This window comes from Streptomyces sp. NPDC050211 (assembly GCF_040656035.1).
Taxonomy (GTDB): domain Bacteria; phylum Actinomycetota; class Actinomycetes; order Streptomycetales; family Streptomycetaceae; genus Streptomyces.
The window spans coordinates 120,499-136,376 of record NZ_JBFALC010000020.1 but is presented as its reverse complement, the minus strand read 5'-3'; the positions used below and the strand labels follow the sequence as shown (position 1 = coordinate 136,376).

Sequence of the window (15,878 nt, the reverse complement as noted above, 5' to 3'; positions counted from 1 at the left end):
GTGAAATACGTGTACGACTGCTGGAACCCGATCTGCGCCAGCGTGTGCATCATCGCCGGACGCGTGAACGCCTCCGCCAGGAAAATCACATCCGGGTCGGTGCGCCCGACGTCCGCCAAAACCCGCTGCCAGAACACCACCGGCTTGGTATGCGGATTGTCCACCCGGAAGATCCGCACCCCGTGCGCCATCCACAACCTGAGCACCCGCAGCGTCTCCGCGACCAGCCCGTCCACGTCCGCGTCGAACGCGATGGGATAGATGTCCTGGTACTTCTTCGGCGGATTCTCCGCATACGCGATCGACCCGTCCGGGCGGTGATGGAACCACTCCGGATGCTTGTCCACCCACGGATGATCCGGCGAACACTGCAACGCGAAGTCCAGCGCCACCTCCATCCCCAGCGCACGCGCCTGGGCCACGAACCAGTCGAAGTCCTCGAAGCCGCCCAGCTCCGGATGGATCGCGTCGTGCCCGCCCTCCGGCGACCCGATCGCCCACGGCACCCCCACATCCTCCGCAGACGGGTTGAGGGTGTTGTTGCGGCCCTTGCGGAACGTGGTCCCGATCGGATGGACCGGCGGCAGATACACCACGTCGAAACCCATCGACGCGATCACCGGCAAACGCCGCGCCGCCGTCCGGAACGTCCCGTGCGGCCGCTCCGGCGTGCCCTCCGACCGCGGGAAGAACTCGTACCACGACCCGAACAGCGCCCGCTCCCGCTCCACCAGCAACGGCAACGCCTCCGACGCCGTCACCAACTCCCGCAGCGGATACCGCGACAGCACCGCGTCGACCTCGGGCGTCAGGGCCGCCGCCAGCCGGGAGGAGGCCGGACGGGTCTCGTCCCTGAGGGCGTCGACGGCGGCGAGGAGAACCTCGCGCCTGCCGCCGGCCCTGGGCACACCGGTGGCCGCACGTTCGTAGAGCCGGGCGCCCTCTTCCAGGACCAGCTCGGTGTCGATCCCGGCCGGGATCTTGATGTGGGCGTGGTGCCGCCAGGTGGTGATGGGATCGCCCCAGGCCTCCACGGTGAACGACCACAGGCCGGTCCGGTCGGCGACGACCTCGGCTCCCCAGCGGTCGGTGCCCGGCGCGAGCTCCCGCATCGGGGTCCACGGTCCGGGACGGCCGTCCGGATCCTTCAGTACGACATTGGCGGCGACCGCGTCATGTCCCTCGCGGAACACGGTGGCCGAGACCTCGAACGCCTCACCGGTGACGGCCTTCGCGGGCCGGCGCCCGAGCTGGACGATCGGGCGGACGTCGAGGACGGGTATGCGCCCGACGCCGGCCGTGCCGCCCGCAGAGGGTGGCTCCGGGGCCGGTGCGGCGGCGCCGTCGGGGCGCACGGCAAGTGATTCGGTGCTGGATGTCGGGGGTGATGACGAGTGGTGCGTGGCGGGCATGACCGCTCCTGTCCGCGTCAACGAGGGTGCGGGCGGATGGGGGTGGGGAGGTGGGTCCTGCGGACGTCTTCAAGGGTGCTGCTGTGGCGTGACGGTGGTGTGACTGTGGGGTGTCCCGCAGGAGCCTTCCCACCCTATTCGGGTGGGCAATCCGGCACTTTGTTAACTACTCACGCGTATGTCTACACACAAGTCCGGCCCCGTTCGAGAGGAACGGAGCCGGTCCTGGGAATCTGAACGCAACTTGTCGCAATCAGCGCGGTACTTGCAGGAGCCTGTTCGGCGAACCGAGGCCCCGCCCGGAGACCTTTCCGGACACCGCCCCGGACGCCAGCGCCTTGGCGACCTGCGAAGGCGGCGCCTTCCGGTGGTCGGCGAGATACAGCGCGGCCACGCCCGCGGCGTGCGGCGACGCCATCGACGTACCGGAATAGGTCGCCCTGCCGGTGTTGCTCGCGATGGACGCCGAGGTGATCGACACGCCCGGGGCGAACAGGTCGAGGGCGGAGCCGAAGTTGGAGAAGCCCGCCCGTGCGTCCTTCTTGTCGCTCGCGCCGACCGTGATCGCCTCCCGTACCCCCGCGGGGGAGTAGAGGGAGGCCGGCAGCCCGTCGTTGCCGGCCGCGACGGTGTACGTCACGCCGGACCTGATGGAGTTGCGTACGGCCGCGTCGAGCTGGGCGTTGTAGGAGCCGCCCAGGCTGAGGTTGGCGACCGCGGGCTTCCTCGCATGCCTCGTCACCCAGTCGATGCCTGCGATGACCTGGGCCGTCGTCCCCGCGCCCGCGTTGTCGAGGACGCGTACGGCGACGACCTTGGCCTTCTTGGCGACGCCGTAGGTCTTGCCCGCGGCGATGCCTGCGACATGCGTGCCGTGTCCGTTGCCGTCCCCGGCGGACTTGTCCTTGCCGACGAAGTCCCAACCGTAGCTCGCCCGTCCGCCGAAGTCCTTGTGGCCGATCCGGATGCCGGTGTCGATGACGTACACGGTCACACCGCTGCCCGCGGAGTCGGGCCAGGTGTACGACTTGTTCAGCGGCAGGTTCTTCTGGTCGATGCGGTCGAGCCCCCAGGACGGCGGGTTCTTCTGCGTGTGGTCCAGGGTCACTCTGGTGTCCTGGACGACCGAGGCGACGCGGGAGTCCGCCGCGAGCCGCTTCGCCTGTCTCTCGTCGGCCTGTACGGCATAGCCGTTGAGTACCGTGCCGTAGGTGTGGCTTATTTTCGCCCCGTACTTTTCGGCGAGGCTCTTTCCGGCCGCCGACGGAGCCGTTGTGCCCCCCTTGAGCGTGACCAGATAACTTCCTCCCACGGAACCGGGTGCACCGGCGCCGAGTATGTGCCCCTCTGGTGCGGCGTGCGCGGGCAGGGTCGTGGCCGACATCGCCGCGGCACAGGTCACCGCGGTCAGGCCCCCCACCCAGCGCAGACGCCGAGTTCGCGTCCGTGTCATGTTCGGGTCCCCCTCCTCAACTCCACTGGGCAGCCTCTCGTGCGGTGTGAAGCACCACAAGGTGGCCTACAGGGGCGGAATCGGCCAGATCGGTCATGGGGTATCTGTGAAGTTCGGGGTGAGATGATCCGGCCCGTCCGGCGATTGCCCCCAGCGAGGTCGACACCATGACCGGTACCGTCGTCGGGGACGCTGACGCACACCGCCGTGCGTCATCCAGCGAAGCGTTGAGGTGGAATGTGAAGGCGATCCGTCGATTCACCGTCCGACCCGTTCTCCCCGAATCCCTCCAGCCGCTCAGCGATCTCGCGCGGAATCTCCGCTGGTCCTGGCATACGGAGACGCGCGACCTCTTCCAGTCCGTCGACCCGGAGCGCTGGGCCGCCTCGGACGGCGACCCGGTACGTCTCCTCGGCAGCGTGCCGACCGAGCGGCTCGCCGAACTCGCCGAGGACCGCCCCTTTCTGCGCCGCCTCACCGCGGTCGCCGACGACCTGAACGACTATGTGACCGGCGACCGCTGGTACCAGACCCAGTCCGCCGAACTGCCCACCGCCGTCGCCTACTTCTCCCCGGAGTTCGGCATCACGGCCGCCCTGCCCCAGTACTCCGGCGGCCTCGGCATCCTCGCCGGCGACCATCTCAAGGCCGCCAGCGACCTGGGCGTCCCGCTGATCGGCGTGGGCCTCCTCTACCGCCACGGCTACTTCCGCCAGACCCTCTCCCGGGACGGCTGGCAGCAGGAGCACTACCCCGTCCTCGACCCCAACGAGCTGCCGGTCGCCCTGCTCAAGGAGCCCGACGGCACCCCCGCCCAGGTCTCGATCGCCCTGCCCGGCGGCCGCTCGATGCACGCCCGCATCTGGCTGGCCCAGGTGGGCCGGGTCCCCCTGCTGATGCTCGACTCGGACGTCGAGGAGAACGACCACGGCGAACGCGGCGTGACCGACCGGCTCTACGGCGGCGGCAGCGAGCACCGGCTCCTTCAGGAGATGCTGCTGGGTATAGGAGGTGTCCGGGCGGTACGGACGTACTGCCGCCTCACCGGCCATCCCGCGCCCGAGGTCTTCCACACCAACGAGGGCCACGCGGGCTTCCTCGGCCTGGAGCGCATCGCGGAACTCGTCGACGGCGGGCTGGACTTCGACGCGGCGCTGGAGGCGGTCCGCGCGGGCACCGTCTTCACGACCCACACCCCCGTCCCGGCCGGCATCGACCGCTTCGACCGCGAACTGGTCGCAGGCCACTTCGGCCCCGACGCCGAACTCCCGCGCATCGACGTCGAACGCATCCTCCACCTCGGCATGGAGACCTACCCGGGCGGCGAACCGAACCTCTTCAACATGGCCGTGATGGGCCTGCGTCTCGGCCAGCGCGCCAACGGCGTCTCCCTGCTGCACGGCCATGTCAGCCGGGAGATGTTCTCCGGGCTGTGGCCGGGATTCGACGCGGACGAGGTGCCGATCACCTCGGTGACGAACGGCGTGCACGCCCCGACCTGGGTGGCCCCCGAGGTCTTCCGGCTGGGCGCCCGGCAGATCGGCGCCCAGCGCACCGAGGACGCGCTGACCGTCGGCGGCTCGGACCGCTGGGACGCGGTGGCGGAGATCCCGGACCAGGACATCTTCGAGCTGCGGCGGGTCCTGCGTGAGCAGTTGGTCGTGGAGGTACGGCAGCGGCTGCGGGCCTCCTGGCGGCAACGCGGGGCCGGGAGCGCCGAGCTGGGGTGGATCGACGGCGTGCTGGATCCGGACGTGCTGACGATCGGGTTCGCGCGGCGCGTCCCGTCGTACAAGCGGCTGACGCTGATGCTGCGTGACCGCGACCGGCTGATGGACCTGCTGCTGCACCCCGAGCGGCCCATCCAGATCGTGGTCGCCGGCAAGGCGCATCCGGCGGACGACGGCGGAAAGCGGCTGGTGCAGGAGCTGGTCCGGTTCGCGGACGACCCGCGGGTGCGCCACCGCATCGTCTTCCTGCCCGACTACGGCATGGCGATGGCGCAGAAGCTCTACCCCGGCTGCGACATCTGGCTGAACAACCCGCTGAGGCCGCTGGAGGCCTGCGGCACCAGCGGCATGAAGGCGGCGCTCAACGGCTGCCTCAACCTGTCCGTGCTGGACGGCTGGTGGGACGAGTGGTTCCAGCCGGACTTCGGCTGGGCCATCCCGACGGCGGACGGCACGGGCACGGACCCGGACCGGCGCGACGACATAGAGGCCGCGGCGTTGTACGACCTGCTGGAACAGCGGGTGACCCCGCGCTTCTACGAGCGCGGACAGGACGGGCTGCCCGACCGCTGGATCGAGATGGTCCGCCAGACCCTCACCCTGCTCGGGCCGAAGGTGCTGGCCGGGCGCATGGTGCGGGAGTACGTCGAGCGGCTCTACACGCCCGCCGCGCACGCGCACCGCGCGATGACGCCGGACTCCGCCCGGGAACTCGCCGTCTGGAAGCGGCGGGTGCGGTCGGCCTGGCACGCGGTGACCGTCGACCACGTGGAGACGTCCGCCGCCTCGGCCACCGCCGAACTCGGCACGACCCTCAGTCTGCGGGTCCGGGTCGGCCTCGGCGACCTCGCGCCCGACGACGTGGAGGTGCAGGCGGTGTCGGGTCGCGTCGACCCGGAGGACCGGATCACCGATGCTGCGACGGTGCCGCTGAAGCCGGTCGGCGGGCCGGATCTGGACGGGCGGTGGGTGTACGAGGGTCCGCTCTCCCTCGACCGGACCGGGCCGTACGGCTACACGGTGCGGATTCTGCCCGCGCATCGGCTGCTGGCGTCGAGCGCGGAGCTGGGACTGCTGGCGGTGCCCGCGGAGGACGTCGTGGAGGGGGCGGGGCTGCTGATGAGGTGAGCCTCAGAACTCCTCGTGCGGTGCGCACAGCCTGCGCAGGGTCGCGCCGAGCCGGCGGGCGTACGCATGCTGCAGTCCCCGCGTCGCCGGACCGCCCGCCCGTGCGTACCACTTCGCGCCCCGGCTGAAGGCGGACACCGTCAGCCAGACGGTGCCGTCGCCGGTGCGTTCGACGAGGAAGGCCTCCTCGCCGCACTCGGGGTGGCCGGTGAGGGTGCCGTACGCCCAGCCGGCCCTGCGGTGTTCCTCCACCGTCCACACCACGCGGCAGGGGGCCTTGATGAGGCCGGCGAGGGTGACGGTGACGTCCACACCGGGTTCCGCGCGCTCCGCGCTCGCCTCGATGCCCACGCCCATCGCGCGGTGCATCTCCCAGGTCAGGACCGCCTCGGACGCGCGGCGGAAGACCGGCTCGCCCTCGCCGATGCGGGTGCGGACGTTCATGGGGTGGAAGCCGGGCGGGCAGAAGCCGCGCTCGCGGGTCGCGCCGACGTCGTCGTACGTGAAGGACATGGGAGCCAAGCCTAGGGCGGCACCCGGGAATGCCTTCGTTCCGGGTGCCGCCTGTCAACTTCGTGTCACTTAACTGACATTGACCGCGCTCCAGGCGGCGGCCACCGCCTTGTACTCGGTGCTGTCGGATCCGTACAGGTCGGAAGCCGCGCTCAGGGTCGCCGTGCGGGCGCCCGCGTACTTGGTCGTCGAGGTCATGTACTCGGTCAGCGCCTTGTACCAGATCTGGACGGCCTTGTCCCGGCCGATGCCGGTGACCGTGGAGCCGTTGGACGTCGGGGAGTCGTAGCTGACCCCGTTGATCGTCTTCGCGCCGCTGCCCTCGCTCAGCAGGTAGAAGAAGTGGTTCGCGGGGCCCGAGGAGTAGTGGACGTCCAGGCCGCCCAGCGAGGAGGACCAGCTGTCGGCCGAGTTGCCGTCCTTGCTCGGCTTGTCCATGTGGCGCAGCGGGGAGCCGTCGCCGTTGATGTCGATCTTCTCGCCGATGAGGTAGTCGCCGACGTCGGAGGAATTGTTGGCGTAGAACTCCACCGCCGTGCCGAAGATGTCGGACGTGGCCTCGTTCAGGCCACCGGACTCGCCGCTGTAGTTCAGGCCCGCCGTGTTCGAGGTGACGCCGTGGGTCATCTCGTGCCCGGCCACGTCCAGCGAGGTGAGCGGCTTGACGTTGCCCTCGCCGTCGCCGTACGTCATGCAGAAGCAGCTGTCGGACCAGAAGGCGTTGACGTACGCGTTGCCGTAGTGGACGCGCGAGTAGGCCGCCTTGCCGTCGTTCTTGATGCCGCTGCGGCCGAAGGCGGTCTTGTAGAAGTCCCAGGTCTCCTGCGCGCCGTAGGCGGCGTCGACGGCGGCCGTCTGGTCGCTGGAGGAACTGCCGAAGGTGCCGGTGCCCCAGGTGTCGTCGGCGTCGGTGAACAGCGTGCCGGTGCCCGAGGTGCCGCGGGCCAGGTTGTACGTCTTGTGGCTGCCGCGCGAGGTGTCGTTCATCTGGTACGTCGAACCCGACAGGACCGTGCCGAGGGTGACCGTGCCCGAGTAGCCGCTCTTGCCGGTGCCGGTCTCGATGCCCTGGTACTCGTACAGCTTCTTGCCGGTGACCGCGTCGGTGATGACGTGCAGTTCGTTCGGGGTGCCGTCCTCCTGGAGGCCGCCGACGACCGTCTCGTAGGCGAGGGTCGGCTTGCCGTCCGCCGCCCAGACGACCTTGCGGGGCGCGTTCTTCGCCTCCGACTTGGTGGAGCCCGCGGCCTTGGCGAGCTTGACGGCCTGCTTCTCGGCGGCCGTCTTGGTGACCTCGGGGGACAGGTCGGTGACCTTGATGGCCGCCTTCGTCGCCTTGGTCACGCCCTTGGTCTTGCCGGACGCGGTCTCGTGGACGACCAGGTCGCCGCCGAGGACGGGCAGGCCGGCGTAGGTGCGCTCGTAGCGCGTGTGGACGGTGCCGTCGGCGTCCTTGATGACGTCTCTGACGACCAGCTTCTCCTTGGCGCCGAGGCCTATCTCGCCGGCCGTCTCCGTCGTGGCCGCACCCGCCTGCTTGATCAGGGCGGTGCGGGCGGCCGGGGTGAGGGCCATCGGGACGGCGGCGACCTGATCGGTGCCGGACGGCTCGGGCTCGGCGGAGGCACCGGTGGTCAGACCGGTGGTGAGGAGGGCTCCGGCCGCGACCGCGGTGGCGATGGCCAGAGTGGTGCGCTTGTGACGCGCGTAGTGGGGGGTCTGGCGGGGCACACAAGCTCCTTATGTGGGGGGTTGCTTGGGAAGTTGTGCGGCGGGTGGGGGAAGAGTGACATCAGAGGCGCGTACATGTCAGGACCCCGAAGTGATGTTGGCCGAAAGTCGACTGTCCGGTAAACGTTTCGGGAACATGAACGCGGGTGCCGCCCCGGGGAGTTGAACCACCGGGACGGCACCCTGCCTGTGCGGACTTATGGGTTTACGGGAACGTCAGTTTCCAGCTGTTGATGCTGCCCGTGTCCACGGCCGCGTTGTCCTGGACCCGCAACTGCCAGGTCCCGTTGGCGACTTCGGAGGAGGCGTTCACCGTGTACGTGGTGTTGAGGTCGTCCGAGCTCCCGCCGGTGCCGTACGCCTTCAGCGTGTACGCCGTTCCGTCGGGGGCGACCAGCTGCACCTGAAGGTCACCGATGTAGGTGTGCGTGATGTCCACCGCGACCGCGAGGTTGGAGGGGGCGTTGCCCGTCCGCCCGGTCACGGTGATCGGCGACGTCACCGCGGCCCCGTTGTCCGGAATCGCTACGTCCGCCTCGTTCTCGAAGGACGTACCGCCGCCCCCGCCACCACCGTCGGAGCGTGCGCCGACCGCGACGCCGGCCCAGGCGTCCTGCACCGCCTTGTACTCGGGGCTCGTGGTGCCGTACAGCTCACCGGTCGCGGCGAGGGTGCCGGTGCGGGCGCCCGAGTAGTTGGTCGTGGACGTGAACTTGGTGGTCAGCGCCCGGAACCAGATCTTCTCCGCCTTGTCCCGGCCGATGCCGGTGACCGGAAGGCCGTCCGCGGTGGGCGAGTCGTAGGTGACACCGTTGATAGTCTTGGTGCCGCTGCCCTCGCTCAGCAGGTAGAAGAAGTGGTTCGCGGGACCCGACGAGTAGTGCACGTCGATCGAGCCGATCCCCGAGTACCAGCTGTCCTTGGAGTCCCCGTCCTTGCTGGGCTTGTCCATGTAACGCAGCGGCGTGCCGTCGCCGTTGATGTTGATCTCCTCGCCGATGAGGTAGTCACCGACGTCGGAGGCGTTGTTGGCGTAGAACTCGACGGTCGAGCCGAAGATGTCGGAGGTCGCCTCGTTCAGACCGCCGGACTCGCCGGAGTAGTTGAGGCCAGCGGTGTTGGAGGTGAGCCCGTGGGTCATCTCGTGCGCGGCCACGTCGATGGACGTCAGCGGGTTGGCGTTGCCGGAGCCGTCGCCGTACGTCATGCAGAAGCAGCTGTCCGACCAGAAGGCGTTGACGTAGTTGTTGCCGTAGTGGACCCGGGAGTACGCGCCCACGCCGTCACCGCGGATACCGGAACGCCCGTGCACGTTCTTGTAGTAGTCCCAGGTCAGCGCGGCACCGTAGTGCGCGTCGGCGCCCGCGGACTCCAGGTTGGACGGGGTGCCGTTGCCCCAGATGTCGTCGGGGCCGGAGAAGAGGGTGCCGGTGCCGGAGGTGCCGCGGTTGAGGTTGTACGTCTTGTGGCTGCCGCGCGCGCCGTCGGTGAGGTTGTACGTCGAACCCGACTGGGTGGTGGTGAGGTCGACCGTGCCGGAGTACACCGTGTTGCCGGTGCCGGTCTCGATCGCCTCCCACTCGTACAGCTGCTCGCCGGTCCGCGCGTCCGTGATGACGTGCAGTTCCTGCGGGGTGCCGTCGTGCTGGAAGCCGCCGACGACCGTCTCGTACGCCACGGTCGGCGTGCCGTTCGCGGCCCAGATCACCTTGCGCGGCGCCCGGTTGACGTCGGGGCTCTTGGCGTCCTCGGCCTTCGCGGCGGCCAGCGCCTGCTTCTCCGCTTTGGCCGCGGGGATGGCGGCCGTTGTGGTCGCGGGCTTGATGGCGGCGCGGGTGGCCTTGACGACGGCGTCGGTCGCGCCGGACTTCGCGGTCTCGACGACGAGGTCGCCGCCGAGGACGGGGAGGCCGTCGTACGTCCGCTCATAGCGGGTGTGGACCGTGCCGTTGCCGTCCTTGAGGACATCGCGGACGACCAGCTTCTCCTTGGCGCCGAGGCCCAGGTCCTTTGCGGCCTCCGCCTTGCCCGCATTGGCCTCGCGGATCAACTGCGCCCGCTGGGCGGGGGTGAGCTTGACGGACTCGGCTCCCGGTATGACCTTGCCCGCAGCCGACGGTGCCTTCTCCGGGGCGGCGGTCGCGGCGCCCGACTGGACGGCCGCGGCGATCAGGGCGGCGGCGCCGACGAACACGACGGCGGCCGTTCGGGGAGTGGGTCTGTGGGGGGTGCGTCTGTCTGAGGAATTGCGTCTCAACACGGACTCCTTCTGGCAGGGGTGGGGGCAGTGCGCGGAACCACGTGCGGGAGCCGTCGCCACAGATGTGAGGTTGCTGTGACGTGGTGGTGGGAAGAGTGGCAGGTGAACGGCGGTCGTGTCAGGGGCGCGTCAAGAGATTGACCGGAAACCATCCGTTGTCCGGGAAAGGTTGTTCGCTATGCGGACGCTGTGGTATGTCACATAACGGTCGCCTTGCGCTATGTCACATTTCACGGTCCCCGTGCCACGTCCGCCACAGCCGCGCATACGCCCCGTCCGCCGTCACCAGCTCCTCGTGCGTACCGAGTTCGGTGAGCCGGCCGTCCTCCATCACGGCCACCCGGTCGGCGTCGTGGGCCGTGTGCAGGCGGTGGGCGATGGCGATGACCGTGCGGCCCTCGAGTACGGCGGCCAGAGCGCGCTCGGTGTGGCGGGCGGTCGTCGGATCGAGCAGGGCCGTGGCCTCGTCGAGGATCAGGGTGTGCGGATCGGTCAGCACGACCCGGGCGAGGGCGAGTTGCTGGGCCTGCGGTCCGTCCGTACGGCGGCCCCCCTCGCCGAGCATGGTGTCGAGGCCGTGCGGCAGCTCCCGTACCCAGGCGTCGGCGCCCACCGCGGTCAGGGCCGCCCACAACTCCTCATCCGTGGCGGCCGGTTCGGCGATACGGAGGTTGTCGCGGACCGTGCCGATGAAGACGTGGTGCTCCTGCGTCACCAGCACGACCTGGCGGCGCAGTTGCTCGGGGCCGAGCGCGACGACAGGCACCCCGCCCACCGTCACCGTCCCCTCGGTGGGCGCGTCGACACCGGCCAGCAGCCTGCTCAGCGTCGTCTTCCCGGCGCCGGACGGACCGACCACCGCGAGCCGTTCCCCCGGCCGTACGGTCAGATCGACCCCGCGCAGTACCTCGCCGCCGCGGTCGTAGGCGTAGCGCACCCCGGTCACATCGATCCGGTCATCCGCTGGCACCGGGCAGTCCAGGCCGTCCACCTGCTCGGCCGCCGCCAGCCCCTCCACCCGGGCGAACGAGGCGCTGCTCGCCTGCAGTTGCTCGATCCGCATCAGGACCTCGTCGAGCGGCTGGCCGAGCCGTTGCAGATACAGGGCGGCCGTCACCACCGCGCCGAGGCTCAGCGCGCCGTGCTCCAGCAGGACGCCACCGAGCAGGAGTACGAGCGCCACCGGCAGGATGTACGAGACTTCCACCGCCGGGAAGAAGCCGGTGCGCAGGAACAGGGTGTACAGCCGGGTGCGCTTGGCCGTGTCCAGGGCGTCCCGGCTCGCCTCGGTGCGCCGGTCCGCCAGCCGCAGCGCCTCCACGGTGCGGGCGCCGGACGCCGTCGCCGTGAGGATTTCGGCGACCTGGGAGGTGGCGGCGCCTTCGGCGAGGTAGCCGTCGCGGGCTCGGCGCAGATACCAGCGCAGGGCGTATCGGATGCCGATCAGGCCGAGCAGGCCGCAGGCCCCCAGGCGGGGGTCGAGCAGGAACACCGCGCCGATCAGGAACAGTGCCTGTACGGCGTTGACCAGGAGGATCGGGCCGATGTCGCGCAGGGTGGTGCCTACGGTCGCCACGTCTGCGGTGCCGCGTGCGGTGAGGTCGCCGGTGCCGGCGCGTTCCACTGTGGACGTGGGGAGGGCGAGGGTTCTCTTCACGAACTCTTCGCGCACGCGGGCCAGGGTGCGTTCGCCGAAGCGGTGTCCTATGAAGCGGGCGTATCGCGCCAGCGCGAGTTGGGCCAGGGCGCAGAGGAGGATGGTGAGTGCGAGTCGATCCACGGCTGACACGTCGGTGCCGGTTTGTACTTCGTCGATGATGCGGCCGAGCAGCCAGGGGCCGGCCAGGCCGGCTGCGGCTGCGAGTGAGTTGAGGGTGAGTACGGCGGCGAAGGCTCGGCGGTCGGCTTGGATCAGGCGGATGAATGCGTGGCGTACGGCTTTGGGGTTGGCGATGGGGAGTGCGGCTACTGGGGCGGGGCCTGGTGTGGGCTGCCGGGTGCTGGTGCGTTGTGGCTTGTCGCGCAGTTCCCCGCGCCCCTGGGTGGGTTGTTGTGCCGTCAACTCAGGAGCTCCTCGGCGTTCTCGTCTCGTGCCACCAGGACTCGGTATCCCGGCTCGCCGTCCAGGAGTTCGTCGTGGGTGCCCGTCGCTGCCACCTTGCCGTCCACCAGGTAGTGCACGGTGTCCGCGTGGTCCAGGACCAGTGGGGACGTGGAGGTCACTACCGTCGTTCGGCCGTTCCGTGCTTCGTGCAGTCGTTCCGCCACCCTGGCCTCGGTGTGGGCGTCCAGGGCGGACGTCGGCTCTATGGCGAGGAGGATCTCGGGGTCGGCCAGCAGGGCGCGGAGGAGGCGGATGCGTTGGCGTTGGCCGCCGGAGAGGTTGCGGCCCTGGGCGTCGATCGGGGAGTCGAGGCCGTTGGGGAGGGACTGGACGATGTCGTCGGCCACGGCGGTGTGGATCGCGCGGGTGATGTCGTCGTCGCCTGGAGTGCCTCGGCCGCTGATCAAGTCGCGCAGGGGGCCCGCGAACAGGTCGGCCTCGTGTTCGGCTACCAGGATTCGCTCGCGTATCTGGTGCAGGGGGATGTCGGACAGCGGTACGTCGCCCCAGGCCGCCGTCGAGGGGGTGTATCGGCCGAGGCGGTCGATCACGGTGGTGGCGTCGGCTGGGGCGGCGGTGGCCAGGGCGGTCAGGTGGCCCGGTTGGATCCGGACACCTGACTCGGGGTCGTGCAGTACGGCGGGCGCCGTGGGGGCCGGTCGGGTTCCGGTGTCTTCCATCGGCTCCAGGCGGAGGAATCGTACGACCCGCCGTGCCGCGACCACGCCCCGGCTGAGCTGATAGCCGCACTCGACGAGGAAGGCCACCGGGCCCACCAGGACGGCGACATAGCCGTACACCGCCACCAACTCGCCCACGGTGATGTCCCCTTGGGCGGCGAGGCGGGCCGCGAGCCAGGTCACCACGCCGAGGAACACCGTGGGCAGGCCCATGCCGAGGGCCTGGACCCAGCTGGTGACCGCGCCGACCCGGTAGCCCTGGGCCAGGAGTCGCTGGGAGTCGCGGTGGAAGGCGTCGGCGAACAAGCCTTTTCCGCCGAGACCGTTGAGGACGCGCAGACCGCCCGCTAGGTCGCCGATGCGGGCCGTCAGGACGCCCTGCCGCTCGCGGTAGTCGGTCTCGGCGCCCTGCAGCCGTGCGAGCAGCGGGCCGACGAGGACGCCGAGCAGCGGCATGCCGAGCAGCACCACCACCGCGATGGGCACCGACACCGACAACAGCAGGGCGGCGACGACGAGATAGGACACGACGGCACCGACGCCGGGACCGACCACGGTCAGGGACTGGCTGATCGTGAGCACGTCGCCGACGCCGATCGTCACGACCTCCCCGGCGCCCGCCCGGCGTGACAGCGCGGCTCCCAGCCGGATCGCCTGTCCGACGACGACCTTGACCGTGCGGAAGTTGGCGTCCATCCGCACCCGGGTCATCGTGCGGTGCCGCATGATGCTCAGCCAGGCGTTGAAGGCCCCCACGGCGAACAGGGCGGCCGTCCAGCGCGCCAGCGCCGGGAAGTCGCCCGGCTCCAGACCCTCGTCGATGGCCCGGGACAGCAGATACGGTGCCGCCGCCAGCAGCACCATCCAAGTGCTGCCCAGCAGCGCCCCGGCGAGCGAACGGCCCGGCTGCCGTGTCACCAGCCACCACAGATACCGTCCGCCGCCCCGGCAGTCGGGCCGGCCCGGATCCTCGTACGCGTCGATCACATGGCCCCCGAAGACCTCAACTGGTCAATGTCATGCCAGGCTGTCCCGCCAGGCCTGGTGCAGATCCGCGAACCGGCCCGTCCCCGCGATGAGTTCGCCGGGGCTGCCGTCCTCGACGATCCGGCCGTGCTCCATCACCAGCACCCGGTCGGCGATCTCGACGGTGGACAGCCGGTGGGCGATGACGACGGCGGTACGGCCGTGCAGGACCGTCGACATGGCGCGCTGCACGGCCCGTTCGCCCGGCACGTCCAGGGAGCTGGTCGCCTCGTCGAGGATCAGTACGGCCGGGTCGGCGAGCAACGCGCGGGCGAAGGCGACCAGTTGGCGCTGTCCGGCGGAGATACGGCCGCCGCGTTTGCGTACATCCGTGTCGTAGCCGTCGGGCAGCGCGGCGATGAACTCGTGCGCGCCGATCGCCTTCGCGGCCCGCTCGATCTCCTCGCGGGTGGCGTCGGGGCGGCCGATCGCGATGTTCTCGGCGACCGTGCCGGAGAACAGGAACGCCTCCTGCGTCACCATGACCACCCCGCGCCGCAGTTCGGGCACGTCGAGGTCGCGCAGATCGACGCCGTCGAGCAGGACCCGCCCTGCGGAGGGGTCGTAGAACCGGGCGAGCAGCTTCGCCAGTGTCGACTTGCCCGCGCCGGTCGAGCCGACCACGGCGACCGTCTGCCCGGCGGGGATGGTGAGGTCGAAGCGGGGGAGGACCTCGCCACCGGTGCGGTAACCGAAGCTGACCGCGTCGAAGACGACCTCGCGGCCGGGGTGCTCGGTCTCGAGCGCCGGAAGCTGCCGGGGAGTCGACGGCTCGGGCACGGACGGCGTCTGGGCGAGCAGCCCGGCGATCTTCTCCAGCGAGGCGGCGGCCGACTGATACGAGTTGAGGAACATGCCGAGCCGGTCGATCGGGTCGTACAGCCGCCGCAGATAAAGCACGGCGGCGGCGAGCACGCCGAGGGCCAGGGTGCCGCCCGCCACCCGGTAGGCACCCCACAGCACGATGCCCGCGACCGCGGTGTTCGCGACCAGCCGGGACCCGACGACATAACGGGCCATCTCCAGCAGCGCGTCGCCGTTGGTGCGCTCGTGCCGCGCGTTCAGGACGCCGAAGTCACGGTCGTTGACGGCCTCGCGGCGGAAGGCGCGCACCGGGCGGATGCCGTTCATCGTCTCCACGAACTTCACGATGACGGCGGCGATGGCGGTGGAGCGGATCCGGTACACCCGTCCCGCGCGCCGCTGATAGACCCGTACGAGCAGATACAGCGGCACGAACGACGCCACGGCGACCGCGCCCAGGCCCAGATCCAGCCAGAGCAGCATCACCGAGATGTAGACGAAGGACAGCACGACGGTCACCAGCTCCTGCAGCCCCTCGTTGAGGAGCTCACGCAGCGACTCGACGTCCGTCGTGGAACGGGAGATGAGCCGGCCCGAGGTGTACCGCTCGTGGAAGTCGATGCTCAGCGCCTGCGCATGCCGGAAGATACGGCCGCGCAGGTCGAGCAGCACGTCCTGGTTGACGCGGGCGGCGGCGATGATGAACCAGTACTGCAGCCCGCCGGACGCCAGCGAGCACAGCAGATAGCCGGCGCCCACGGCGATGAGCGGCCCGTAGTCGTCGGCGCGGATCGCCGGTACGGCACTGTCGATGGCGTACGCCACCAGCAGCGGGCCCGCCTGCACGGCCGCCTGCTGGAGCAGCAGCAGGAACGTCGTGAGGGCGACCCTGGCCTTCATCGGGGCGAGGAGGGAACGCAGCAGCGTGGCCGTCGCGCCCGGGGGAGTGGGCAGGACGTCGCGGTCGAAGGGGTCGCCGGGGCCCGGCTTCCGAGGGAGGTCCTGCTGGTCGTCGTCGGCCGTGGGCACGGAGGTCG

At 70.2% G+C, this 15,878-nt stretch carries 9 protein-coding genes; 1 reads left to right on the top strand and 8 read right to left on the bottom strand.

The genetic code is table 11. The features are described 5' to 3' along the window. Together AB0I98_RS21655 and AB0I98_RS21650 are read right to left on the bottom strand one after the other, a co-directional pair. Positions 1 to 1,412 (bottom strand): maltotransferase domain-containing protein (locus AB0I98_RS21655; protein WP_362944109.1); only part of this gene is annotated, 1,412 nt, incomplete at its 3' end. Positions 1,413 to 1,665: 253 nt separating this feature from the next. Further along, entirely contained in the window at positions 1,666 to 2,865 is a 1,200-nt protein-coding gene (locus AB0I98_RS21650) for a S8 family peptidase (protein ID WP_362944107.1), read from the bottom strand. A gap of 239 nt (positions 2,866 to 3,104) precedes the next feature. Here AB0I98_RS21650 and AB0I98_RS21645 point away from each other — a divergent pair, with 239 nt between their 5' ends. Next, complete coding sequence (locus AB0I98_RS21645; RefSeq protein ID WP_362944105.1) at positions 3,105 to 5,723, top strand: glycosyltransferase family 1 protein; 2,619 nt, start codon at positions 3,105 to 3,107, stop codon at positions 5,721 to 5,723. Positions 5,724 to 5,726: 3 nt separating this feature from the next. Here AB0I98_RS21645 and AB0I98_RS21640 read toward each other — a convergent pair whose 3' ends face one another. The 6 genes from AB0I98_RS21640 to AB0I98_RS21615 form a co-directional block, all read right to left on the bottom strand. Beyond that, on the bottom strand, positions 5,727 to 6,236 hold the full coding sequence (locus AB0I98_RS21640) for a DUF1990 domain-containing protein (RefSeq protein ID WP_328438473.1): 510 nt from the start codon (positions 6,234 to 6,236) through the stop codon (positions 5,727 to 5,729). A 69-nt stretch (positions 6,237 to 6,305) separates the two neighbouring features. Continuing rightward, a complete protein-coding gene (locus AB0I98_RS21635) occupies positions 6,306 to 7,967 on the bottom strand; it encodes a M4 family metallopeptidase (RefSeq protein ID WP_362944103.1) in 1,662 nt (553 codons plus the stop codon). A gap of 205 nt (positions 7,968 to 8,172) precedes the next feature. Continuing rightward, positions 8,173 to 10,224, bottom strand: a complete 2,052-nt coding sequence (locus tag AB0I98_RS21630) for a M4 family metallopeptidase (protein WP_362944101.1) — start codon at positions 10,222 to 10,224, stop codon at positions 8,173 to 8,175. A 226-nt stretch (positions 10,225 to 10,450) separates the two neighbouring features. Then, positions 10,451 to 12,181 carry an ABC transporter ATP-binding protein gene (locus AB0I98_RS21625; protein WP_362944115.1) on the bottom strand — a complete coding sequence of 577 codons (1,731 nt, stop codon included), beginning with the start codon at positions 12,179 to 12,181 and terminating at the stop codon, positions 10,451 to 10,453. Between the two features lie 104 nt (positions 12,182 to 12,285). Continuing rightward, complete coding sequence (locus tag AB0I98_RS21620) at positions 12,286 to 13,998, bottom strand: ABC transporter ATP-binding protein (RefSeq protein WP_362944099.1); 1,713 nt, start codon at positions 13,996 to 13,998, stop codon at positions 12,286 to 12,288. A gap of 30 nt (positions 13,999 to 14,028) precedes the next feature. Further along, positions 14,029 to 15,870: an ABC transporter ATP-binding protein gene (locus AB0I98_RS21615; protein ID WP_362944113.1), complete on the bottom strand. Its 1,842-nt coding sequence runs from the start codon at positions 15,868 to 15,870 to the stop codon at positions 14,029 to 14,031. Positions 15,871 to 15,878: the final 8 nt, after the last annotated feature.